The 20,340-nt window shown below is 72.2% G+C and carries 16 protein-coding genes and 1 pseudogene; 12 read left to right on the forward strand and 5 right to left on the reverse strand.

Annotated features, from left to right (window positions below; all coding sequences use genetic code 11):
* Positions 1-114: 114 nt before the first annotated feature.
* From ACFY0P_RS03265 to ACFY0P_RS03275, 3 genes are all read left to right on the forward strand, one after another.
* Positions 115-750, forward strand: a complete 636-nt coding sequence (locus ACFY0P_RS03265) for a hypothetical protein (RefSeq protein ID WP_388906714.1) — start codon at positions 115-117, stop codon at positions 748-750.
* A gap of 83 nt (positions 751-833) precedes the next feature.
* Positions 834-2,576 carry a P-loop NTPase fold protein gene (locus ACFY0P_RS03270; protein WP_388906716.1) on the forward strand — a complete coding sequence of 581 codons (1,743 nt, stop codon included), beginning with the start codon at positions 834-836 and terminating at the stop codon, positions 2,574-2,576.
* 105 nt (positions 2,577-2,681) lie between these two features.
* On the forward strand, positions 2,682-3,515 hold the full coding sequence (locus tag ACFY0P_RS03275) for a trypsin-like peptidase domain-containing protein (RefSeq protein WP_388906719.1): 834 nt from the start codon (positions 2,682-2,684) through the stop codon (positions 3,513-3,515).
* Between the two features lie 93 nt (positions 3,516-3,608).
* On the opposite strand, the gene ACFY0P_RS03280 is transcribed toward ACFY0P_RS03275, so the two are convergent.
* Together ACFY0P_RS03280 and ACFY0P_RS03285 are read right to left on the reverse strand one after the other, a co-directional pair.
* On the reverse strand, positions 3,609-5,219 hold the full coding sequence (locus ACFY0P_RS03280) for an amidohydrolase family protein (RefSeq protein WP_388906721.1): 1,611 nt from the start codon (positions 5,217-5,219) through the stop codon (positions 3,609-3,611).
* 8 nt (positions 5,220-5,227) lie between these two features.
* A complete protein-coding gene (locus ACFY0P_RS03285) occupies positions 5,228-6,505 on the reverse strand; it encodes an amino acid deaminase (RefSeq protein ID WP_388906724.1) in 1,278 nt (425 codons plus the stop codon).
* A gap of 198 nt (positions 6,506-6,703) precedes the next feature.
* Between ACFY0P_RS03285 and ACFY0P_RS03290 the strand changes: the two genes are divergently transcribed.
* The 5 genes from ACFY0P_RS03290 to ACFY0P_RS03310 all read left to right on the forward strand — a co-directional run bounded on the left by ACFY0P_RS03290 (position 6,704) and on the right by ACFY0P_RS03310 (position 11,519).
* Positions 6,704-7,906, forward strand: coding sequence for a sugar kinase (locus ACFY0P_RS03290; protein ID WP_388907303.1), 1,203 nt, complete (start codon positions 6,704-6,706; stop codon positions 7,904-7,906).
* A complete protein-coding gene (locus tag ACFY0P_RS03295) occupies positions 7,903-8,670 on the forward strand; it encodes an IclR family transcriptional regulator (protein ID WP_388906726.1) in 768 nt (255 codons plus the stop codon). Before ACFY0P_RS03290 ends, ACFY0P_RS03295 begins: the two co-directional genes overlap by 4 nt.
* Positions 8,667-9,077 carry a RidA family protein gene (locus ACFY0P_RS03300; RefSeq protein ID WP_388906728.1) on the forward strand — a complete coding sequence of 137 codons (411 nt, stop codon included), beginning with the start codon at positions 8,667-8,669 and terminating at the stop codon, positions 9,075-9,077. Before ACFY0P_RS03295 ends, ACFY0P_RS03300 begins: the two co-directional genes overlap by 4 nt.
* A 118-nt stretch (positions 9,078-9,195) precedes the next feature.
* Positions 9,196-10,713: a GntP family permease gene (locus ACFY0P_RS03305; protein WP_388906730.1), complete on the forward strand. Its 1,518-nt coding sequence runs from the start codon at positions 9,196-9,198 to the stop codon at positions 10,711-10,713.
* 65 nt (positions 10,714-10,778) lie between these two features.
* The gene (locus ACFY0P_RS03310; protein WP_388906733.1) at positions 10,779-11,519 is read left to right on the forward strand and encodes a hypothetical protein; all 741 of its coding nucleotides are present in this window, start codon (positions 10,779-10,781) and stop codon (positions 11,517-11,519) included.
* 69 nt (positions 11,520-11,588) lie between these two features.
* On the opposite strand, the pseudogene ACFY0P_RS03315 reads toward ACFY0P_RS03310, so the two are convergent.
* A pseudogene (locus tag ACFY0P_RS03315) lies at positions 11,589-11,828 on the reverse strand (zinc carboxypeptidase); the annotation flags it as partial.
* Positions 11,829-11,845: 17 nt separating this feature from the next.
* Positions 11,846-13,147, reverse strand: coding sequence for an RNA-guided endonuclease InsQ/TnpB family protein (locus ACFY0P_RS03320; protein WP_388906735.1), 1,302 nt, complete (start codon positions 13,145-13,147; stop codon positions 11,846-11,848).
* A gap of 313 nt (positions 13,148-13,460) precedes the next feature.
* Here ACFY0P_RS03320 and ACFY0P_RS03325 point away from each other — a divergent pair, with 313 nt between their 5' ends.
* The 3 genes from ACFY0P_RS03325 to ACFY0P_RS03335 all read left to right on the forward strand — a co-directional run bounded on the left by ACFY0P_RS03325 (position 13,461) and on the right by ACFY0P_RS03335 (position 17,389).
* Positions 13,461-15,866 carry an ATP-binding protein gene (locus tag ACFY0P_RS03325; RefSeq protein ID WP_388906738.1) on the forward strand — a complete coding sequence of 802 codons (2,406 nt, stop codon included), beginning with the start codon at positions 13,461-13,463 and terminating at the stop codon, positions 15,864-15,866.
* Between the two features lie 15 nt (positions 15,867-15,881).
* Positions 15,882-16,802, forward strand: a complete 921-nt coding sequence (locus ACFY0P_RS03330) for an anti-sigma factor RsbA family regulatory protein (RefSeq protein WP_388906741.1) — start codon at positions 15,882-15,884, stop codon at positions 16,800-16,802.
* Between the two features lie 104 nt (positions 16,803-16,906).
* Entirely contained in the window at positions 16,907-17,389 is a 483-nt protein-coding gene (locus ACFY0P_RS03335; RefSeq protein WP_388906743.1) for an ATP-binding protein, read from the forward strand.
* Positions 17,390-17,447: 58 nt separating this feature from the next.
* Here the strand turns inward: ACFY0P_RS03335 and ACFY0P_RS03340 are convergent, their stop codons facing one another.
* Positions 17,448-19,172, reverse strand: coding sequence for a chitinase (locus ACFY0P_RS03340; RefSeq protein ID WP_388906745.1), 1,725 nt, complete (start codon positions 19,170-19,172; stop codon positions 17,448-17,450).
* 281 nt (positions 19,173-19,453) lie between these two features.
* On the opposite strand from ACFY0P_RS03340, the gene ACFY0P_RS03345 reads away from it, so the two are divergent.
* A complete protein-coding gene (locus tag ACFY0P_RS03345; protein WP_388906747.1) occupies positions 19,454-20,314 on the forward strand; it encodes a hypothetical protein in 861 nt (286 codons plus the stop codon).
* The last annotated feature ends 26 nt before the right edge of the window (positions 20,315-20,340 follow it).

A 20,340-nucleotide genomic window follows, 5' to 3' on the forward strand; every position in this document is an offset into this window, starting at 1 on the left:
CACCACGTGAGACACGTGTGGGGGACGACCGGTGCCGGGGCGGGGCTCGGTGATTTGGCCTGTTATCGCCGGTAGCTGTCTCAAAGGCCCCTCCCCTCCCTACAATCCGCGTCCATGCCGAGACCAACCGAGGACGAGACCGGGACGCCCAGCGTCTACCGACCCGAGGGCGGACCGGCCCCGGCCTACGAGGAGTACCGGGACCCGGCGACCGCGCACGGCTGGCTCAACGCGTACGACGAGACGCGCGAGCTGCCGAGGGTCGCGCCCGCCGTGCCGGGACCGGGCCGGGCGGAGCGGCGGCGGGCGGCGCACGGGGCGGGCGGCCGGCGCGGCAGGTACGTGGTGGCCGCGGCGGGAGCGGTGGGCGCCGCGTCCGTGCTGGCGCTGATCGTCGGCCTTCCGTTCTCCTCGTCGCCGGCCGACGGTACCCAGGGCGGACCGGAGGGTGCGAAGCACGCGGCCGACGAGTCGTCGGCCGCGGCGGCGCCCGAGCGGAGTCCGCGCGCCGCGTCCGCCACCACCTCGCCGAAGTCCGCCGTACCGGTCGCGCCGGCCGCGACGTCGCCGTCGGCCCGGCCCGGCGGGTCGGCGAGCGCCGCACCCGGCGCCTCGCCGAGCGCCACCGCGACCCGCGGGACGAGCGCGGCACCGTCGCCGACCGCCACCACCGCCACTTCTCCGACGGCGACTGCCACGGACGGTCGGCACGGCTGGGGACACGGCAGGGGCGGCGGCAGATCCCGGTAGGGAACGCACCCCGGGCCGGGCGGTGCCTGTGCCCAAGTCGCCCAGTGAATGGGTAGGTTGGCCCCTCCGGCGGAAGGGGCCGTATGGAATTCTCGCTGCTCAACGACGAACCCGTGAGCGGGCCGGAGGGGGATCTGCTCGGCGCCGGACGGGCTGCCCGGCAGCTGGCGAAGCTTCTGCACGACTCCCGGTCGGCCACCCCGCTGACGCTCGCCGTGGACGCCGGCTGGGGCATGGGCAAGAGCAGCCTGATGCGGCTGGTCGAGGCGGAACTGAGGCAGAAGGACGTCGAGACCGTCTGGTACAACGCCTGGACCTCCACCGGCGCCGACGCTCTCGAAGGGCTCATCAAGACCGTCCTGATGCGGCTCGACGAGCGGGTGCTGCGGCGGGCCGTGTCCCGGCTCTCCGGGAGGAGGCCGTGGCTCACGGCACTGCGGGCGACGCTGACCGTGGCCGGCGCGTCGGTCGGGCTGGCGGCGCTGGTCGACCGGTTCTGGCAGGAGCTGTCGGTGGACGCCAAGTCCCGCAACGACCTGCGGGGCGAACTGCGCAGGCTCGCCACCGACTGGGTGGAGCAGACGGACGACCGGCCCAGCCGCATGCTGGTCGTCTTCGTCGACGACCTCGACCGCTGCTCGGAGGACACGGTCCTCGCGGTGTGCGAGGCGGCGAAGGTCTACCTGGACGTCCCCGGCCTCGCCTTCGTCATCGGCTGCGACCGCTCCGCGCTCGGGCCGTCGGGTCTGCTGCGGGAGCTGGGGCCGGCCGGATCCGCGTTCATGGAGAAGATCTTCCAGACCAGCTACCGGCTGCCGGTGGCGGCAGGTGAGCAGCTGGAGGCGTACGTCCGGCGGTGCGCCGAGCGCTCGGGGCTGCGCGAGCTCCTGGACGACGGCCTGGTACGGCTGATCGCCGCCCGTTCGGCCCGCAATCCGCGCCGGATCAAGCGGCTCATCAACGGCTTCGGCCTCGAGTGCGCGCTCAACCCGGTGTGGGCGAGGTTCGCGCCGGAGGCCGTCGTCCGGACGCTTCTGCTGCAGCACCTGTACGGCGACTTCTACCGCCTGCTCGTCTCCGGGGACGGCACGTACGCGCACGCGGCCCGGGAGTTTCTGGAGTACCGCACGGCCCGGCGGGTGCTGAGCCGGTGGACCGAGGCCGACGAGGAGGCGTGGGGTACGACGGTGGCGTCGGTGACCGGGCACGGGATCGTGGCGCCGGAGGCCGGGGACCCGGACACCTGGGAGGCCGTGCTGGCGCGCCTGGAGGAGGAGCTGCCCACGGCGTTTCCGGAGCTGGCGCGGGACCAGGGCTTCGTGCACCTGGTCGAGGAGTGGATGCGGCTGCCGCAGGCGGACGCGCTGGTCAGGCGTCTGCAGGAGGGCGGCGCGGCGCCTGTCGCCGGACGCGCGGAGGAGGACCTGCCGGCCGGTCAGGAGGAGTACCGGGGCGTCAGCGTCCTGTGGGTGGACGACTATCCGGAACAGAACGCGATGTACGTACGCCACCTCCGGGCGCACGGAGCGGATGTCCTGGTGGCCCAGAGCGGCCCGACCGCCGAGCGGATCCTCGCCACCCACCCGGTGGACCTGCTGATATCCGATCTCACGCGCGGTACGGAACGGGAGGCGGGGTTCGCCGAGCTGGCGGCCTGGCGGAGCCGGGGCCTCTTCGACGGCCCCGTCGTGTTCTTCGTCGGACGGGTCACTCCCGCCCGCGAGCAGCGCAGCCGTGAACTCGGCGCGCGCATCACGTCCGGCTCCTCGGTTCTCTTCGAGCACATCGACGCCGCCTGCGCGGAAATCCGCCAACGCCGTTCCTGAAACGACTCCTTGCCCACACGGGCCGTTGTGTTGAGAATGTGCATGACAAAAAAGCGGGTGGCCGGAAGATCTCCGGTCACCTCGTCGTATAGAGGGGACCCCCACATGAACAAGCCTCTCGTCGCCGCGCTCGCCTCCCTGGCCATCACCGGGATCGGCGTGGCTCCGGCGGTCGCCGCGCCGCAGACGGCCAAGGCCGCCGCGGTGACCGTCAACTTCGCGGGCACCGTCTCGCTCAGCAACTGCTCCGGCTCCGTCATCCGCTTCCCGAACTCCGCGGACAGCGACCCGGCGCTGGTCCTCACCAACGGCCACTGCCTGGAGACCGGCTTCCCGGACCCCGGCGAGGTCATCACCGGCCAGTCCTCCAGCCGTACCTTCGGCCTCCTGAACTCCTCCGGCACCAGGGTCGCCACGCTCCGCGCCAACCAGGTCGTCTACTCGACGATGACCGACACGGACATCACGATCTACCGCACCACCACGACGTACGCGGCGATCAAGAGCTCCTACGGCATCAGCCCGCTCACCGTCAGCGCCACCCACCCCGTCACCGGCACCGCCATCAAGGTCGTCTCGGGCTACTGGAAGACGATCTACAGCTGCAACATCGACGGGTTCGTGTACCGGCTCAAGGAGGGCGACTGGACCTGGAAGGACTCGGTCCGCTACACCTCCGCGTGCAACACGATCGGGGGGACCTCGGGCTCGCCGGTGATCGACACCAGCACGGGCCAGGTCGTCGCCGTCAACAACACGGGCAACGAGGACGGGGAGCGGTGCACCGTCGACAACCCGTGCGAGGTGGACCAGAACGGGAACGTGACGGTTCGGCAGGGGATCAACTACGCCGAGGAGACGTACATCATTCCGGCGTGCTTCACGACGGGGAACGTGCTGAACCTGAGTGCGAGTGGTTGCACCCTGCCCAAGCCGTAGGGGGTGGCGGGGGTCGGTTTTCGGGTGCGGGTGGGTGGGGGCTGGTCGCGCAGTTCCTCCCCCAGCCTTCGGCCGGGGGTACCCCCAGCGCCCCTAAAGGGGCGCGTTACGCACCGACCTCCCTACCAGTACGTCCGTCCTGTTGCCGTCCTCGATCACGAACTGGCCGTCGATCAGCACGTGCGGGATGCCGGTCGGGAGGCGGCGCGGGTCTGCGAACGTCGAGCCCGCCGCGACCGTCCGCGGGTCGAAGAGGACGACGTCGGCCCGGTAGCCCTCGCGTACGAGTCCGCGGTCCGGCAGGCGCAGCCGGGCCGCGGGGCGGGCGGTGAGGTGGGCGACGCACTCCTCCAGGGAGAGGACGCCCAACTCCCGTACGTAGTGGCCGAGGTAGTGCGGGAAGGTGCCGTAGGCGCGGGGGTGGGGTTTCGTGCCCTGGAGGATGCCGTCCGAGCCGCCCGTGTGGACGGCGTGCCGCATGATCGTCCGGACGTTCTCCTCGTGGCCCACGTGCTGGAGGATGGTGGTGCCCAGGCGGTCGGTGACGAGGAGGCGGCGGGCCGTCGTCCAGGGGGACTCCCCGCGGGCGTCCGCCGACTCCTGGACCGTACGGCCGACGAAGTCCCTGAGGGCCGGGTCGCCCACGCCCGAGATCTCGATCGTGTCCCACTCGATGGGCACGCCGTGGCAGCCGTCGGAGCCGACGGCCTCCAGGTGGTGGCGGATGCGTTCGGACGTCCCGTCGTCCGCCAGACGGGCGAGGGCCGCCGCCGGACCGCCCTCGTTCGCCCAGCTCGGCAGCATCGCCGCGAGCGTCGTGCTGCCGGGGGTGTAGGGGTAGGTGTCGAGGGTGATGTCGGCGCCGGCGGCGAGGGCCTCGTCGAGGAGGGCCAGGAGTTCCGGGGCCCGGTCCTTGTTCACGCCGAAGTTCATGGTGGCGTGGGCCAGGTGGAGGGGGCAGCCGGCCTCCCGGGCCAGGGCCACCATCTCCGCGTACGCCTCCAGCGCGCCCGCGCCGTACGAGCGGTGGTGCGGGCAGTAGTAGCCGCCGTACTCCGCCACCACCCGGCACAGCTCGGTCAGTTCGGCGTCCGGCGCGTACATGCCGGGGGTGTAGGTGAGGCCGGAGGAGAGGCCGACCGCGCCCTGGGCCATGCCCTCGGCCACCAGCCGGCGCATGTGGTCCAGCTCGGCCGCGGTCGCCGCGCGGTCCTCCCAGCCGACCGCGAGCGCGCGGACCGTGCCCTGGGGGATGAGATAGGCCGCGTTGACGGCGATGCCGCGGTCCAGGCGGTCCAGGTACTCGCCCACCGACCGCCAGTCGAAGTCGATGTCGTCGCCGGAGCCGTTCCAGCCGGCGATCGCGCTGCGGACCTCCGCCAGCGTGCGGTCGTCGACCGGGGCGTACGAGAGGCCGTCCTGGCCCAGCACTTCCAGGGTCACCCCCTGCGCGGCCTTGGCGCTGTGGTCGGGGTCGCGCAGCAGGGCGAGGTCGCTGTGGGCGTGCATGTCGATGAAGCCGGGGGAGAGGACCAGGCCCTCCGCGTCCAGCTCGCGCACCGCGCGCGGGCGCTGGCAGCCCGCCGCCGCGGCCTCCTTGACGATCGACACGATCCGGCCGCCGTCGATCACCACATCGGCGCGGTACGAGGGTTCCCCGCTGCCGTCGACGACGTCGGCGTCCCGGATGACGAGCTGCTCCACGGCCCCTCCTAGAAGAACGTACGGATGTAGTCGACGACCGTCCCGTCCGCCTCGGCGACCGGGATCAGCTGCCACTTGTCGAACGACGTGCACGGGTGGGAGAGGCCGAGGCCCACCCAGTCCCCGACCTCCAGGTCCGCCTCGGGACCGGTGCGCAGCCAGGCGTGCTGGTCGGACAGGCCGGTGACCTCGACGCCGGTCGCCGGGCGCTCGGTACCCGCCCGGCGGATCACCTGGGCGACGGGAAGGTCGAGGTCGTAGGCCGCGTCCCGCTTGCCCGCGTTGGCGAAGGCCTGCGCGGGGGAGGGGCGGGAGACGATCTGCGCCCAGAGCCGGAAGGCGGGCTCCAGGGCGCCCTCCTCGGGGACGCGGTTGAACGGGGTGACCTCCCGGTAGCGGCCGTCGTCGTGCGAGACGTACGCACCCGAGCGGAGCAACTTCAGTACGGGGAGCGAGAGTTCGGGAATCCCGGCGAAGACGTCCGCGACCGCGTCGAACCAGGCGCTGCCGCCCGCGCTCACCACGATCTCCGTCAGGCCCGCGAACCGGCCCGCCTTGTCGAACTCGACCGCGAGGGCGACAAGCCGGCGCAGATAGGCGCGCACCCGGTCCGGATCGGCCTGCGGGACCTCCCCCTCGTACCCGGCCACCCCGACCAGCCGCAGCGTCTCCGTCCCGGCCACCGCGTCCGCGACCGCCGCGCATTCCGCCTCGGTACGGACGCCGGTCCGGGCGCCCTCCCCGGCGGCGAGTTCGACCACGACGTCGACGGGGCGGCCGGACCCGCGCAGCGCCGCGTCCATCAGTGCGACGCCGCGCACGGAGTCGACGTAACAGACGAACCGGAAGTCGGCGTCGCGCTCCAGTTCGGCGGCGATCCAGCGGAGTGCCGGGGCGTCCACGAGTTCGTTCGCGAGGAAGACCCGGCGGGTGCCGAAGGCCCGCGCCACCCGCACCTGGTGCGGCACGGCGAGGGTGATGCCCCACGCCCCGCGCCCGGTCTGCCGGTGGAAGAGCTGCGGGGCCATGGAGGTCTTGCCGTGCGGGGCGAAGGCCAGGCCGTGCCGTTCGGTGTACGTCTCCATCAGCGCGAGGTTGTGTTCCAGGCGCTCGGCGGACAGGGCCAGTACGGGGGTCGCGAAGCCGTCCGAGAACAGGTTGCGGCGCTGGGCGGCCAGTTCGCCGACGGTGAGCCCTTCGGCGTCCGGCGGGAGGCCCTTGAAGCGGTGGTCGACGCGTTCCTCCGCGAGCCGGGCGAGCGCTTCGGTGCCGGTGTCGAGGGACACGGAGCCTCCCTGATCAGTTCGGTTGCACGGTGTGCAACGTTCATTGCGTATATCGCTTGTCGCTGTCTAACATCCACGCCAACGCCGGGTCAATGAATGGAGCCCGTAGCGCCCCTTCCCCGACGACGAGGAGCCACGACCATCGTGAAGGCCATCGGCGCCGTTGACGCCGTGGACGTCGTCGCGCTCGGCGAGTCCATGGTCACGTTTCTGCCCACCCGGCCGGGGCGCCTCGCGGACGTGCCGTCCTTCGACCGTGCGATCGGCGGTGCCGAGTCGAACGTGGCCTGCGTGCTGGCCGCCGCCGGGCACGCCGTGCGCTGGGTCAGCCGGGTCGGCACGGACGGGTTCGGCGACCACCTGCTGGAGACCGTCGCCGCGTACGGCGTGGACGTCTCGTCCGTCGGCCGCGATCCGGCGCGGCCGACGGGGGTCTACTTCCGCACGGCCGGTGACCGGGCGACCGACGCGCACGAGGTCGCGTACTACCGGGCGGGGTCGGCGGCGTCCGCGATGTCGGCACGGACGGTGGACCTGGCGGCGGTGCGCGCCGGGCGGATCCTGCACCTGTCGGGGATCACGGCCGCCTTGTCGGAGGGCTGCCTGGGGCTGCTGCGGGAGCTGACGGCTTCCGCCGGGGAGCGGCCGCCGGTGGTGTCGTTCGACGTGAACTACCGAGCGGGGCTGTGGACCGAGTCCGACGGCGCGGAGGTGCTGCTGGAGCTGGCGCGCCGGGCCGACATCGTTTTTGTGGGGGAGGACGAGGCGGAGCTGGCGTGGGGGGTGGCGGGAGGGCCGTCTGCGGTCCGGGAGTTGCTGCCCGAGCCTGAGGTGCTGGTGGTGAAGCAGGGAGCAGCGGGGGCGACGGCTTTCGTGTCGGCCGCGGCCCGGTGGGGGCCGGTCGCGCAGTTCCCCGCGCCCCTCAAGGGGCGCTACAGCCGGCCCCCCTCCCCAGCCGCGGGCAGTCGCGCCGCTGGGGCGATGGGGGTCCCCCCGCTCGAGCGAAGCCGAGAGTGGGGGAGGGTGGGCGCTGGGGGTCCCCCCTCTGGGGGAGGCACCCTGCCGGCGCCGGTAAGCGTCCCCACCCCCCGGCCCCAGCTCACCGGCACCTTCGAACCCGCCCCCGCCGTCGACGTCGTGGCGACCGTCGGCGCCGGGGACGCCTTCGCCGCCGGTTTCCTCTCCGGCATCCTGCGCGGCCTGCCGGTCAGGCAGACGCTCAGGCTCGGCCACCTCTTCGCCGCCGCCGCCCTCACCACCCCCGCCGACCTCGCCCCGCCGCCCGACCGCGACACCACCGACCGCCTGACCGCCCTCGACACCACCGGGTGGGAGAGACTTCGACTCGGCCCCGGCTGGACGCAAGCCGACGCGGCCGAAGAGGAGGTACGCACCCCATGAGCCAGACCGTCGACCGAGCGCTCAGCATCCTGCCCCTGCTCGCCGAGGGCCCCGCCGACCTGGGCCAGGTCGCCGACCGCCTCGGCGTGCACAAGTCGACCGCACTGCGGCTGCTGCGCACCCTCCATGAACACGGCCTCGTCTACCGCCAGTCCGATCAGCGCTACCGCCTCGGCGCCCGCCTCTTCGCCCTCGCCCAGGAGGCGATGGAGAACCTCGACGTCCGCGAGATCGCCCACCCCCACCTGGCCCGCCTCAACGCGGCGTGCGGACACACCGTGCACCTCGCCGTGTTCGAGGAGGGCGAGGTCCTCTACATCGACAAGGTGGAGAGCCGCTACCCGGTGCGGATGTACTCGCGGATCGGCAAACCCGTCGCCATCACCGTCGCCGCCGTCGCCAAGCTGCTCCTCGCCGACCTGCCCGAGCCCGAGCGGCGGGCCCTCGCCGACAAGCTCGACTACCCCATGTACACGGCCCGTTCGACGCCCAACGCGGAGGCGTTCCTCAGGGAACTGGCCAAGGTGCGCGAACAGGGCTGGGCCACCGACCTCGGCGGCCACGAGGAGTCCATCAACTGCGTGGCCGCACCGATCCGCGGCGCCGACGGGCGCGTCGTCGCCGCGATGTCGGTCTCCGCGCCCAACGTCGTCGTCACCGCCGACGAACTCCTCACCCTGCTCCCGCAGGTGCGCCGTACGGCGGACGCGATCAGCGGCGAGTACTCAGGCAGAACACCCATCATGGAAGCCGGCACCAGATGACCGAGAAGATCGCGCTCACCCCCACGACCCACACCACCCCGCCCGCGAAGTTCTCGCACGGCGTCCGCAAGGGCAACATCCTCCAGGTCGCCGGTCAGGTCGGCTTCCTGCCCGCCGAGGAGGGCAGGCCCCCCACCCCGGCCGGCCCCACCCTGCGCGAGCAGACCCTCCAGACCCTCGCCAACGTCAAGGCGATCCTCGAAGAGGGCGGCGCCTCCTGGGACGACGTCATGATGATCCGCGTCTACCTGACGGACGTGGACCACTTCGCCGAGATGAACGGCATCTACAACACCTACTTCGAGGAGCAGGCGCTCACCGCCCCGCCCGCCGCCCGCACGACCGTGTACGTCGGTCTGCCCGCCGGCCTCCTCATCGAGATCGACGCCCTCGCCGTCCTCGGCTGAGGCCGCCACCCCCAACTCCCGCACACCGTACGTCTGTCACGGTGCGGCGCCCGCCCGGGTGCCGTACCGCGATGCCCCCTGCCCGAAAGCCTCATGAACTTACCCAGAGGACCCCCACATGTCCCTACCGCTCGCCGCCTCCGCCACCCCCACGACCCCACCCCACACCGGAGGCCTGCTCCTCCTCCTCGACGGCACCGCCGGCCTCCTCACCGTCGCCGCCATCGGCATCGCCCTGCTCCTCTTCCTCATCATCAAGGCGCGGCTCCAGCCCTTCGTGGCCCTCCTCGCCGTCTCCATAGCCGTCGGCCTGCTGGCCGGTCTCTCGGTCACGGAACTCTTCGGCACCGTCCAGCGCTCGGACGCCGTCTCCACCGTCGAGTCCGGCATGGGCGGCATCCTCGGCCACGTCGCCATCATCATCGGCCTCGGCACCATGCTCGGCGCGGTCCTCGAAGTCAGCGGCGGCGCCGAGGTCTTGGCCGGGCGCCTGCTCGGCCTCTTCGGCGAGAAGCGGGCCCCGCTCGCGATGGGCCTCACCGGCCTGATCTTCGGCATCCCCGTCTTCTTCGACGTCGGCATCTTCGTCCTGGCCCCCCTCGTCTACGCGGCGGCCAAACTCCCCCAAGACTCCGACAAGCTCCGTCCCGGGGGGACCCCCACCGGCAAGTCGATCCTCCTCTACTGCCTTCCCCTCCTCGCCGGCCTCTCCATGACGCACGCCTTCCTGCCGCCGCACCCCGGCCCGGTGGCCGCCGCCGCGCTGCTGCACGTCCAGCTCGGCTGGGTCATCCTCATGGGCGTCGTCTGCGGCATCCCGGCGGTGCTGGCCGCATGGGTCTACTCGGCGTGGATCGGCAGGCGGATCTTCGTCGCCGTACCGCAGGACATGGTCGAGGCGGCCGAGGAGGCCAAGCAGGCGGTGGTGGCGGAGCAGCGGGCGGCCGGAGTGGAGCCCCAGGAGAAGCCGGTCCCGCTCGCGACGGTCCTCGCCATCATCGGTACCCCCCTCGTCCTCATCCTCGCCGCGACCTTCTCCTCCATCGCCCTGGACCCCTCCACCGGCCGCTCGGTTCTCGAGTTCTTCGGGACGCCCATGGTCGCCCTCACCATCGCCCTGGTCCTCGCCTACTACCTGCTCGGCATCCGGCGCGGCTGGTCCCGCAAGTCCCTGGAGACCGTGTCGACCGCGTCCCTCAAGCCGGTCGGCAACATCCTGCTGGTGGTCGGCGCGGGCGGGATCTTCGGCGCCGTGCTGAAGGCGAGCGGCGTCGCCCAGGCCCTCTCCGACACCTTCAACGGTGTGGGCCTTCCGGTGATCGTCCTGTCGTACCTGATCTCGGTGGTCCTGCGGGTCGCCCAGGGCTCGGCGACGGTGGCGATCGTGACGACGGCCGGCATCGTCGCCCCGCTCCTCACCGAGGGCCACCACTCGCAGGCCTTCGTCGCCCTCGTCATCATGTCCATCTCGGCCGGCTCCATCTTCGCCTCGCACGTCAACGACGGCGGATTCTGGATGGTCGCCAAGTACTTCGGCATCAGCGAGCGCGACACCCTGAAGTCCTGGACCGTGCTGGAGACGGTGCTGTCGGTGGTGGGGTTCGCGGTGGCGGGTGTGCTCAGCGTCTTCGTGTAGGCGTCTGATAACGAAGTCCGGGGCTGGCTGTGTCCGGCACAGGTTCTTGGACCATACTGCCCGCTGTGGAGCAGCGCATAGGAGCCAACAGCCAGCCCCTGGAGGGCGCCGGATTCGACCCGGCCTTCATCCCCGGGCTCACCTCACCCGCGTCCGCCGAGCCGGCCGACGAGAAGGCGGAGGACGCCCGGCCGGAGGAGGCCGAGGACGCCGTGGAGGCAGAGGCGGCGGAACCCGTGGCGGCGGCGGAACCCGCGGCCGCGGCGGAGGCCACGGCGGACGAGGACGCCGCGACCGCCGACGAGGCCGCGGACGACGAGGAGACCGCCGAGGGCCCGGCCTTCGAGGCCGCCGACCGGCGTGCCCGGATAGTCGCCGACCACCAGGGCGTGCGCCTCAGCCTCGACGAGGAGAAGTGCGAGTTCCGCTGGGACGAGATCGGTGCGATCGAGACCGAGGCGCCGCGCTTCGGCAAGCGGTTCACGATCACCGTCCACACCCCGGAACGCCGCTGGTACCCCATCGAGATCGAGGCGACGTCCCGCTCCCGCTTCAAGGAGTGGGAGGAGCAGCTGGACGAGGTCCTCGACGCGTACTTCGACGACGGTACGGAAGACGAGGACGCCCCGGAGAGGGACGCGGAGGCGGAGGTCGAGACGGACGCCGAGGTCGAGGCGGAGGCAGAGGACAAGGCCGCCGACGGCGCCGTGAGCGCGGCCGAGAACAAGGCCAAGGTCAAGGCCGAGAACAAGGTCAAGGCCGAGAACAAGGTCAAGGCCGAGGACAAGGCACTCGGCCAGGAGTAGTCCCCTCCGTACCCGATCGAACCGCTCCGGCCCCGGCGGCTGCCCCACGGCCGGAGCGGCTCCGGCCGGCTAGCCGCAGTACTGCGCTTCCTTCCCGATCGACCGGTACATACAGTCCGCGTTCTCCAGCAGTTGGAACACCGCGTCCCGGTTCCGGGAGGTCTCCCGCTCGATCACCTCGTCGGGCGGGTAGAAGCCGCCCCCGGAGCTGGACGTCGGATTCATCTCGGCGGCGTCGTCCGCGGTCATCCCGGTCGCCGTGTCCGCCGTCGTGTACCCGTACGGCCACAGCACCAGCTCGCTGTACGTTTGACATCCTCCCCCTCTTAAAAGAGGGGGATTCCAACCCAGGTGGGTTGAGGTTCACGGGCGTTCGAACGGTTGGTGGCCGTTGTCACCCCTCCGGCACCGGCTGATTGCCGGGGGCGGGGGATCCCGCCCTGTCCTGCCGCGACGTTGATGCTTGCGTTCTCATCCGCGTTGCACGTGAAGCCGCAGGACACGCAGACGAAGTCGGCTTGGCTCTTGCGCGACTTCTTCTCGATCCACCCGCAGGCACTGCACCGCAGACTCGTGTAGGGCGCGGGAACGTCCTCGACCCGGCCCGGAGCCTTCTGCTCCGTGCGTCGCCTCAGCAGGCCCCAGCCCTGGGCGAGGATGCCCCGGTTCAGCCCGGCCTTCTGCGCCACGTTCCTGCCGGGCTGCTCCGCGGTTCCCTTCGCGGAGCGGGTCATGTTCTTGATGTTCAGCTTCTCGAACCGCACCAGGTCGTAGGCGCGGGCGAGCATGGTGCTGGTCTTCTCGCACCAGTCCTTTCGCCGGTTCACCTCACGGGCCTTGAGTCCGGCGACCTTCGCGTACGCGGCGGCCTTGCGAGCACTGCCCTTCGGAGCCCGGGCCGCGCGGCGCTCGTGCTTGCGGATCTGTGCCCGCTCCTTGACCGTGAGCTGAGGGCAGTTCAGCTTCCGCCCGTCCGACAGGGCCGCCGTGATCCTCACACCCCGGTCAATACCGATGACCCCACCCGTACCAGGCGCGGGAGTCGGCTCGGGGTCGACCGCGAACGCGATGTGCCACCGACCGTTGCGGTAGGTCACCCGGAACGTCTTCGCAGCGGGAAGCCGCGCACCCTTGCCCCTGGCACTGAGACGGAAACGGACCCAGCCACAGCCGGGCACCCTGACCTGCGCCCACCGCCGGTTGAGCCTCTGCACGACCACTAACCGGCCCATCACCTGTTTACCGGTCTTCTGGTTCAGCTTCGGGCCGCCGTCCGGCTGGTACTCCGGTACGCGGCCGGTACCGATGACGCGGAAGCCCTCGTGCTGGTACTTCCTGCGCCAGGTCGGCTCACCGAAGCCGGAGGTGAAGCGGGCGTTCTTGGCCGTGGCGAAGTCTTTCAGGGCCTGCTGTTGCACATCAGCGTTCCCGGCGGCCAGCCACTCATTGTCACGCCGGGCCTCGGTGAGCTGGCGGCACTGCTCCGCAAAACCGGGCGCGGACCTGCGGTCCGGCTTCCAGTAGGCGTGCTGCTCGACGGCCAGATTCCAGACGTACCGGGCGTGCGCGCAGTGCAGGAGCATCTGCTCCGTCTGCTCGCTCGTCGGATACATCCGGAAACGTGCCATGCTGCGAACCTAGTCACCACGTTCCCCGACCGCGCATACCATCGATCAAATGCACCCGAATGAGTGACTGTGCCCGACTGCCGTCCGGCCGACCATCAGCCACCCGGTCCGCGCCATCTAATGGCATGAGCAGGTCAAGTGAGTAAAATTGGCCGCGCAGATCGGCCCCGCAGACGGGCCGCGCAGTGTACGCCCGCCCCCGCCCGCACAAGCGACCCCCGCCGAAGTACACCCGCCCGCGTGACCCCTGTGTGCGTTTCCCCGGTCAGTCGGGGGACCGTGGACGGACGGCCAACAGGAGGGCTGGCTGATCATGGGCGGATCGGCGCCGCGCGAGGGCTGCCAGCTGCCGGTCGAGACGACCAGCTTCGTCGACCGGAGAGACGAACAGGCCGCGGGCCGCGAGCTGTTGGCCAAGGCCCGGCTCGTCACGTTCACCGGCCCCGGCGGGGTCGGCAAGACCCGGCTCGCCGCCCATGTCGCGGCCCGCGTCGAACGCGCCTTCCCCGACGGAGTCCGCTACGTGGCCCTCGCCGGCCTGCACGACCCGGCACTCGTCCCGCTGGCCGCCGCCGACGCCCTCGGCCTGCACGACCACTCCGACCGGCCGCCCCTGGACACACTGGTGGAGCGGCTCCGCGACCGCCGCCTGCTCCTCGTCGTCGACAACTGCGAGCACCTGCTCGGCGCCTGTGCCGGCCTCGCCGCGGCCCTGCTGCGTGGCACCACCGGTGTCCGCATCCTCGCCACCAGCCGGCACCGCCTCGGCCTCACCGAGGAACACCTCATGGAGGTAAGGCCGTTGCCGGTCCCCGACCCGGACGGCGACCTGTCCGCAGCCGAGTCCCACGCGGCCCTCGCCCTGTTCGCCGACCGCGCCGCCGCCGTGCTTCCCGGCTTCCGGCTCACCCCCGCCAACCGCGCCGCCGTGGCCCGCCTGTGCCGCCGCCTCGACGGGCTCCCGCTCGCCATCGAACTCGCCGCCGTCCGGATGCGCGTCCTCGGCCTCGACCAGCTCCTCGCCCGCCTCGACGACCGTTACCGCCTCCTCACCGCCGGCAGCCCGGCGGCCCTGCCCCGCCACCGGACGCTCCGCGCGGCCGTCGACTGGAGCCACGAACTCTGCACGGCGCGCGAGCAGTCGGCGTGGGCCCGGCTGTCGGTGCTGGCCGGCGGCTTCGACCTGGAGACGGCCGAGGCGGTGTGCCACGAACCCGCGGCCGCCGACCAGGCATCCGACCCCGCCGCTCAGGAAGCAAAGGAAGCAAAGGAAGCAAAGGAAGCACAGGAAGCTCAGGAACCGGAGCCGCTCGACGTCCTCGAAGCCGTCGCCGGGCTCGTCGACAAGTCCGTCCTCGTCCGGGAGGAGACGCCGGACGGCGGCGGAGCCCGCTACCGCCTCCTCGACACCCTCCGCCACTACGGCCTCGACCGGCTCCGGGAGCGGCCCGGGGCGGAGGCCGCCGCCCGGCGCCGGCACCGGGACCACGTCCAGCTGCACGCCGACGCCTGCGAAGCCGCCTGGTTCGGGCCCCGCCAGCGGGAGATCGTCGCCCGGCTCCGCGCCGACCAGGACAACCTCCGCGCCGCCCTCGACTTCAGCCTCACCACCCCCGGCGAGGCCGGCGCCGGGCTGCGGCTCGCGGGCACCCTCTGGTTCTACTGGCATGCCTGCGGCGCCCCGCGCGAGGGCCGCTACTGGCTCGACCGCGCCCTCGACGCCAACCCCGCGCCGACCGCCGGACGCGCCCGCGCCCTCTGGGTCTCCGCCCTGCTCGCCGGCAGCCCCGAGGACCTCACCCGGGGCCTGCGCCGCGCCCGCGAGGCCCGTGCCCTCGCCGACCGGCTCGGCGACCCGGCGGAGGCCGCGCACGCCGACTACGTCATCGGCGTGGTCCAGCTCTTCGCCGACGACCTGGGCGCCGCCCGTGCCCACTACGAGGCCACCGTCGCCCGCGGTCCCGTGCCCGGCCAGCACCTCAGCCTGCACGGCCTGGACCTGGTCGAACTGGCCTGCGCGTACGCCTTCCTGGGGCATGCCGACCGGGCCGTCGCCGTCTGCCGGCGGGCCCTCGCCCTGTGCGAGGCGCACGGTGAGGACTGGGTCCGCTCCTACGTCCTGCGCATCCTCGCCCTCGCCCACGCGGTCCGCGCCGACTGGCGCCGCGCCGAGCCCCACGCCCGCGAGGCGCTGCGCCGCAAACGCGACGTCCACGACGTCATCGGCATCGGGCTCACCCTCGACCTGCTGGCGAGGATCGCCGACGGCCTCGGCGCCGCCGAGCGCACCGCCGTCCTGCTCGGCGGCGCCGACCGCGTCTGGTCCGACATCGACCACGACCGCTGGGGCTCCGCCGCCCTCAACTCGGCCCGCCGCGACTGCGAGACCCACGCCAGGGCGGCCCTGGGGCCGGGGGCGTACGAGCGGGCGTACGGCCGGGGCGGGGCGTCCGGCCTGGCCGAGGTCGTGGCGTACGCCCTCGACGAGCAGCCGCAACCGCCTTCGCGGCAGCCCGAGTTGCGGACGGCACCCGTCCGGCTCACCCGTCGTGAGACCGAGGTCGCCGAGCTCGTCGCCGAGGGGCTCGGCAACCAGCAGATCACCGACCGCCTGGTCATCGCCCGCCGTACCGCCGAGGGCCATGTGGAACGCATCCTCGGCAAGCTCGGCTTCAGCAACCGCAGCCAGATCGCCGCCTGGGTGACCGCCCGGCGCTGACGCACAGGAGACCCGATGAGTACCAGTACGGGCGCGCGCCCCGCCGCGGCCCACGGGCAGTTCGACCACCGGATGGGCGTGTTCGGCTCCGACGACGCGTTCGTCGCCACCGCCCTGCCCTTCCTCGCCGAGGGCCTCGCCGCCCCCGGCGAGCCGCCGCCCGTCGCCATCGCCGCTCCCGGCCTGCTGGCCGCCCTGCGCGACGCGCTCGGCACCGACGCCCGGGACGTGGGCTTCATCGATCACACCGACTGGTACACGGGTACCGCGGCCAACGCCGTGGCCCAGGGCGCCGGTTACCTCGCGGCGAACGCCGGGCCGGGCGGCCGGGTCCACCTCCTCATGGAGCCCGACTGGGCGGGGCGCGCGGGCCGCTCGGCGCGGGAGAGCACCGAGTGGATCCGCTACGAGTCCCTCGCCAACCTCCTGTTCGCCCCCTTCGCCACCACCGCCCTGTGCGTGTACGACACCCGGACGGCGGGGCCGGCCGTCGTCGACGCGGCCCGCCGCGCCCACCCGGGCACCGGGGTGTACGAGCAGCCGCCGGTCCTGGTACGCGAACTGGACGCCGTACCGCTGCCCCCGCCGCCGCAGACGGCGGCCCGGCTGCCCGCGCCGGAGGCCGTCGGTGCCTGGGCCGCCGGGTGCGGGCTCCCGGCCGTGGACGCCGGGCTGTTCGGCCGTGCCGTCGTGGCGGCGGCGGCCGCGCACGGGCCGGTGGTCGAGATCCTCGCCTGGGGAGAGGCCCCGGCCTGCGTGTGCGAGCTGCGGCTGTGCCGGGCGGTGGCGGACCCGCTGGCCGGGTTCGTGCCGCCGCCCGGCCCGGAACCGGAGCCTGGGCAGGGGCTGTGGTTCACGCGTCAGGTGTGCGCGTACGTCGATGTCCGGGACGGGGAGCCGGGGGCGGGGGCGAGGATCCGCGTCCAGTACGCGTGAGCGAGATGCCGTACGCGCGTACCCCCGTGGCAGCGCATACGCGGGTACGGGATCAGGTATTCCTCCCCGTGTGCGGGGAGACGGGCCCGGGCACGCTGGAGAGCATGCTGCAGCCCGACGGGAGCCGGTTCCCGGATCCCGACCCTCTGTACGCCGCCTACCCGCAGCCGCCGACCCGGGCCGGTCACCTGAGCCTCGAGTACGATCCCCGGCCCACGGCGGCCGGCGAGGCGCGCGCGGCGGTACGGCGGCAGCTGGAGGAATGGGGGCTCGCGGACCAGGACGAGGTGGCGTACGTGTGCGAGCTCCTGGTCGGCGAGCTGGCCGCGAACGCCCTGTGCCACGCGGCGACCCGGTTCCGGCTCACCCTGGCGGCCTCGCACGGGGTGCTGCGCTGCGAGGTCGCCGACGGGGACCGCCGCCCGCCGCGGCTGCTGGAGGCGGACCTCGCGGAGGGCGGCAGAGGGATGTACCTGGTGGATGCGCTTGCCCGGCGCTGGGGCTGCCACCAGGACGGGCCGGGCAAGACCGTGTGGTTCGAGCTCGGTACCTGCGGGTGCGACGGCTGCGGTCGGCGACAGCCGTAGCACCCCACAGCCCGGACTCCGGCGGCCTGCCCAGCCGCCGGACTCCACTCACCCGCTGTTACGGCAGTGCGTGCACGTGGGCGCCCACCGAGGACGACCACGCGTTCCCGGCCGCCGCGTCCCAGTTCGTCGACCAGGTCATCGCGCCCCGCAGGCCGGGGTACGCCGTCGACGGCTTGAAGGAGCCGCAGTTGGTGAGCTTGGTCAGGCAGTCGAGGGCGTTGTTGACCACGGTCGGCGAGACGTAGCCGCTGCCCGCCGCGCTGGTCGACGCCGGCAGGCCGAGGCCCACCTGGGACGGCGACAGACCGCCCTGGAGCTGGATGCAGGCGAGCGCGGTCAGGAAGTCCACCGAGCCCTGGCTGTACACCTTGCCGTCGCAGCCCAGCATCGAACCGCTGTTGTAGTACTGCATGTTGACGACCGTGAGGATGTCCTTGATGTTCAGGGCCGTCTGGAAGTACCCGTTGGACGTCGACTGCATGTCGATCGTCTGCGGGGCCATCGTGATGATCAGCGACGAACCCGCCTTCGACGACAGCGAGCGCAGCGCCTGGCTCATGTAGGTGGCGTTGATGCCGTTCTCCAGGTCGATGTCGACGCCGTCGAAGCCGTACGTCTGCATCAGCGAATAGACGGAGTTGGCGAAGTTCGTCGCGGACGCCGAGTCGCTCACCGAGATCGTGCCGTTCTGGCCGCCGATCGAGATGATGACCTTCTTGCCGGCCGCCTGCTTGGCCTTGATGTCGGCCTTGAACTGGTCGACCGTGTACCCGCCGAGCCCGGAGGAGTCGAGGGTGAAGCTCACCGCGCCCGGTGTGCTGGTCGCGTCCGCGAAGGCGACGGCGATGATGTCGTAGGAGGACGGCACGTCCGAGATCTTCTGCACGGTCGCGCCGTTGTTGAAGTTCTGCCAGTAGCCGGTCACCGCGTGCTTGGGCAGCGAGCCGCCGCCGTTGCCGCCGGACGCGGTCGTCGTCGCCGTCACCGCCGACGACTTCGCCGACTCGCCCGCCGAGTTGGTCGCGGTGACCTGGAAGGAGTACGACGTGGAGGCCGCGAGCCCGGTGATCGTGGCCGAGGCGCCGGTGACCGCCGAGACCTTGGTGCCGTTCTGGTAGACGTTGTAGCCGGTCGCGCCGGACACCGCGCTCCAGGACAGCGACGCGGAGGACGACGTCGTACCGGAGACCGCGAGGCCGGCCGGGGTCGCGGGGACGGTCGGGGCCGGGTCGGAGCCGCCCCCGCCGTCGGGGCCGTAGACCGAGACGTCGTCGGCGTAGTAGGCGGGCTGGCCGTACCAGCCGTGCGTCCAGACCGTCACCGAGGTGGTCGAGGCGCCGGTGGTGAAGGTCGTCGACAACTGCGTCCAGGACGTGTTCGGGGTCCAGGTCGACACGTCCGTGGTGCCGGTGCCGGTCACCCCGAGGTAGGTGTAGGAGCCCTGCACCCACGCGCTCAGCGTGTAGGTCGAGTTGGCCTTGACCGCCACCGTCTGGCTGCACTGGGCGTAGTCCTGCCCGGCCGGGGTCGCCTTCAGCGCGGCGGCGCCGGAGTGCACGGGGGAGGAGACCGTCGTCCCGCTGCCCGCGGAACAGGTCCAGTTGGACAGGCCCGACTCGAAGCCGGGGTTCTTCGCGTTGTTGACGTCGGCGGCGGAGGCCGGCGCGGAGGCCAGGCCCGCCATCGCGAGTGCCGTGGCGAGCGTGGCCACGGCCGACCAGGTGCGGATGCGTCGCTGTCCGGCATGCCGGGACACGAGCCGGGGGATGAGTCTGGGCATGACAATCAAGGTGGTCCAGACCAATTCACGTGTCAATAGGTCCAGACCAAATTCAAAGGTCCGTGGAAGTCTCCGCGGGGCTGAACAAGCCCCGGTCATATGCTCAACCTGTCCCGATTTGACGTCACTTGTGCGGTCACGGATCCCAGACAGCTACACAAACGCTGTTCTCCGGTCACAGGCGCGTGGTTACAGTGCTGAGGAAGTCACGCAATGAAGTCGTCCCGGCTCATTGGAGTTACACCGGTGGGCCGCCGGGTGTGAAGAGCGGGGAGCTGCGCGTGCCAACTGCCATTGCCGTGACCAGTGCCGACATGGCGCTGCCGGTCCAGGACGAGCGGACCATGCCGGCGGTCGTGCTCCGGGACCTCGACCAGCGGCCGCTCGAGCACGCCCTCGCCGAGTTCATGGCCCTCATCGAGCAGTACGGACATGTGGTCGTCGTCTATTCGGACGCCGTACCGGAGGCCGTCGTCCGGCGTCTGCACACCCTCCGCTCCCTCCTGGAGAGCGACCGGATCGCGCTGTTCCGCCCCGACCTGCCGCCGCTCGGCATCGCCGTCCTGGCCCGGCAGCTGCGGCAGCTGGCCTCCTGCGACCTCAGCCCCGGCGTGCTCGCGTCGGCCGGCCGGCTGCTCACCCACTACATCCACTCGGGCGCCGTCCTCGGCTCCGTCGCCAAGCTCGACCGCGTCCCGGTCGGCCTCAAGGCGCACGCCAAGTCCTGGATGCCCGGCACCCAGTTCGGGGTGGTCGCCCACCCCGAGCCGCAACTGGTCCGGATCGCCCCGGAGGCCGTGCTGAACGGCCCCGAGTTCAGCACCTGGATGCTGGTCGCCAAGGGGCAGCTGCAGTCCGACTGGATCGGCGGCCTCGCCAAGGCCTGGGGCGCGCACGGGCTGCGCGAGACCCCGCTGCCCGCCGAGTCGTCCGTGTGGTGGGGCACCGGCCGGATGATCGAGTTCACCAGCTACCTCGCCGACCTCTCGGTCCTCTACCAGCTGGTCACCTCGGTACGGCAGACCAGCTGCCACTGGTGCGGCATCGACGTCATCGGCGACCGCTGCGTCTTCTGCTCCGCCACCCCGCCCGACTACGACCCGCCGGCGCCCCGCGCGCTGGAACAGCGGACGCCCGCCTGACGCCCCGGGGCCACCCCGCACCACCC

This window comes from Streptomyces sp. NPDC001714 (assembly GCF_042892755.1).
In the GTDB taxonomy this organism is placed as follows: domain Bacteria; phylum Actinomycetota; class Actinomycetes; order Streptomycetales; family Streptomycetaceae; genus Streptomyces.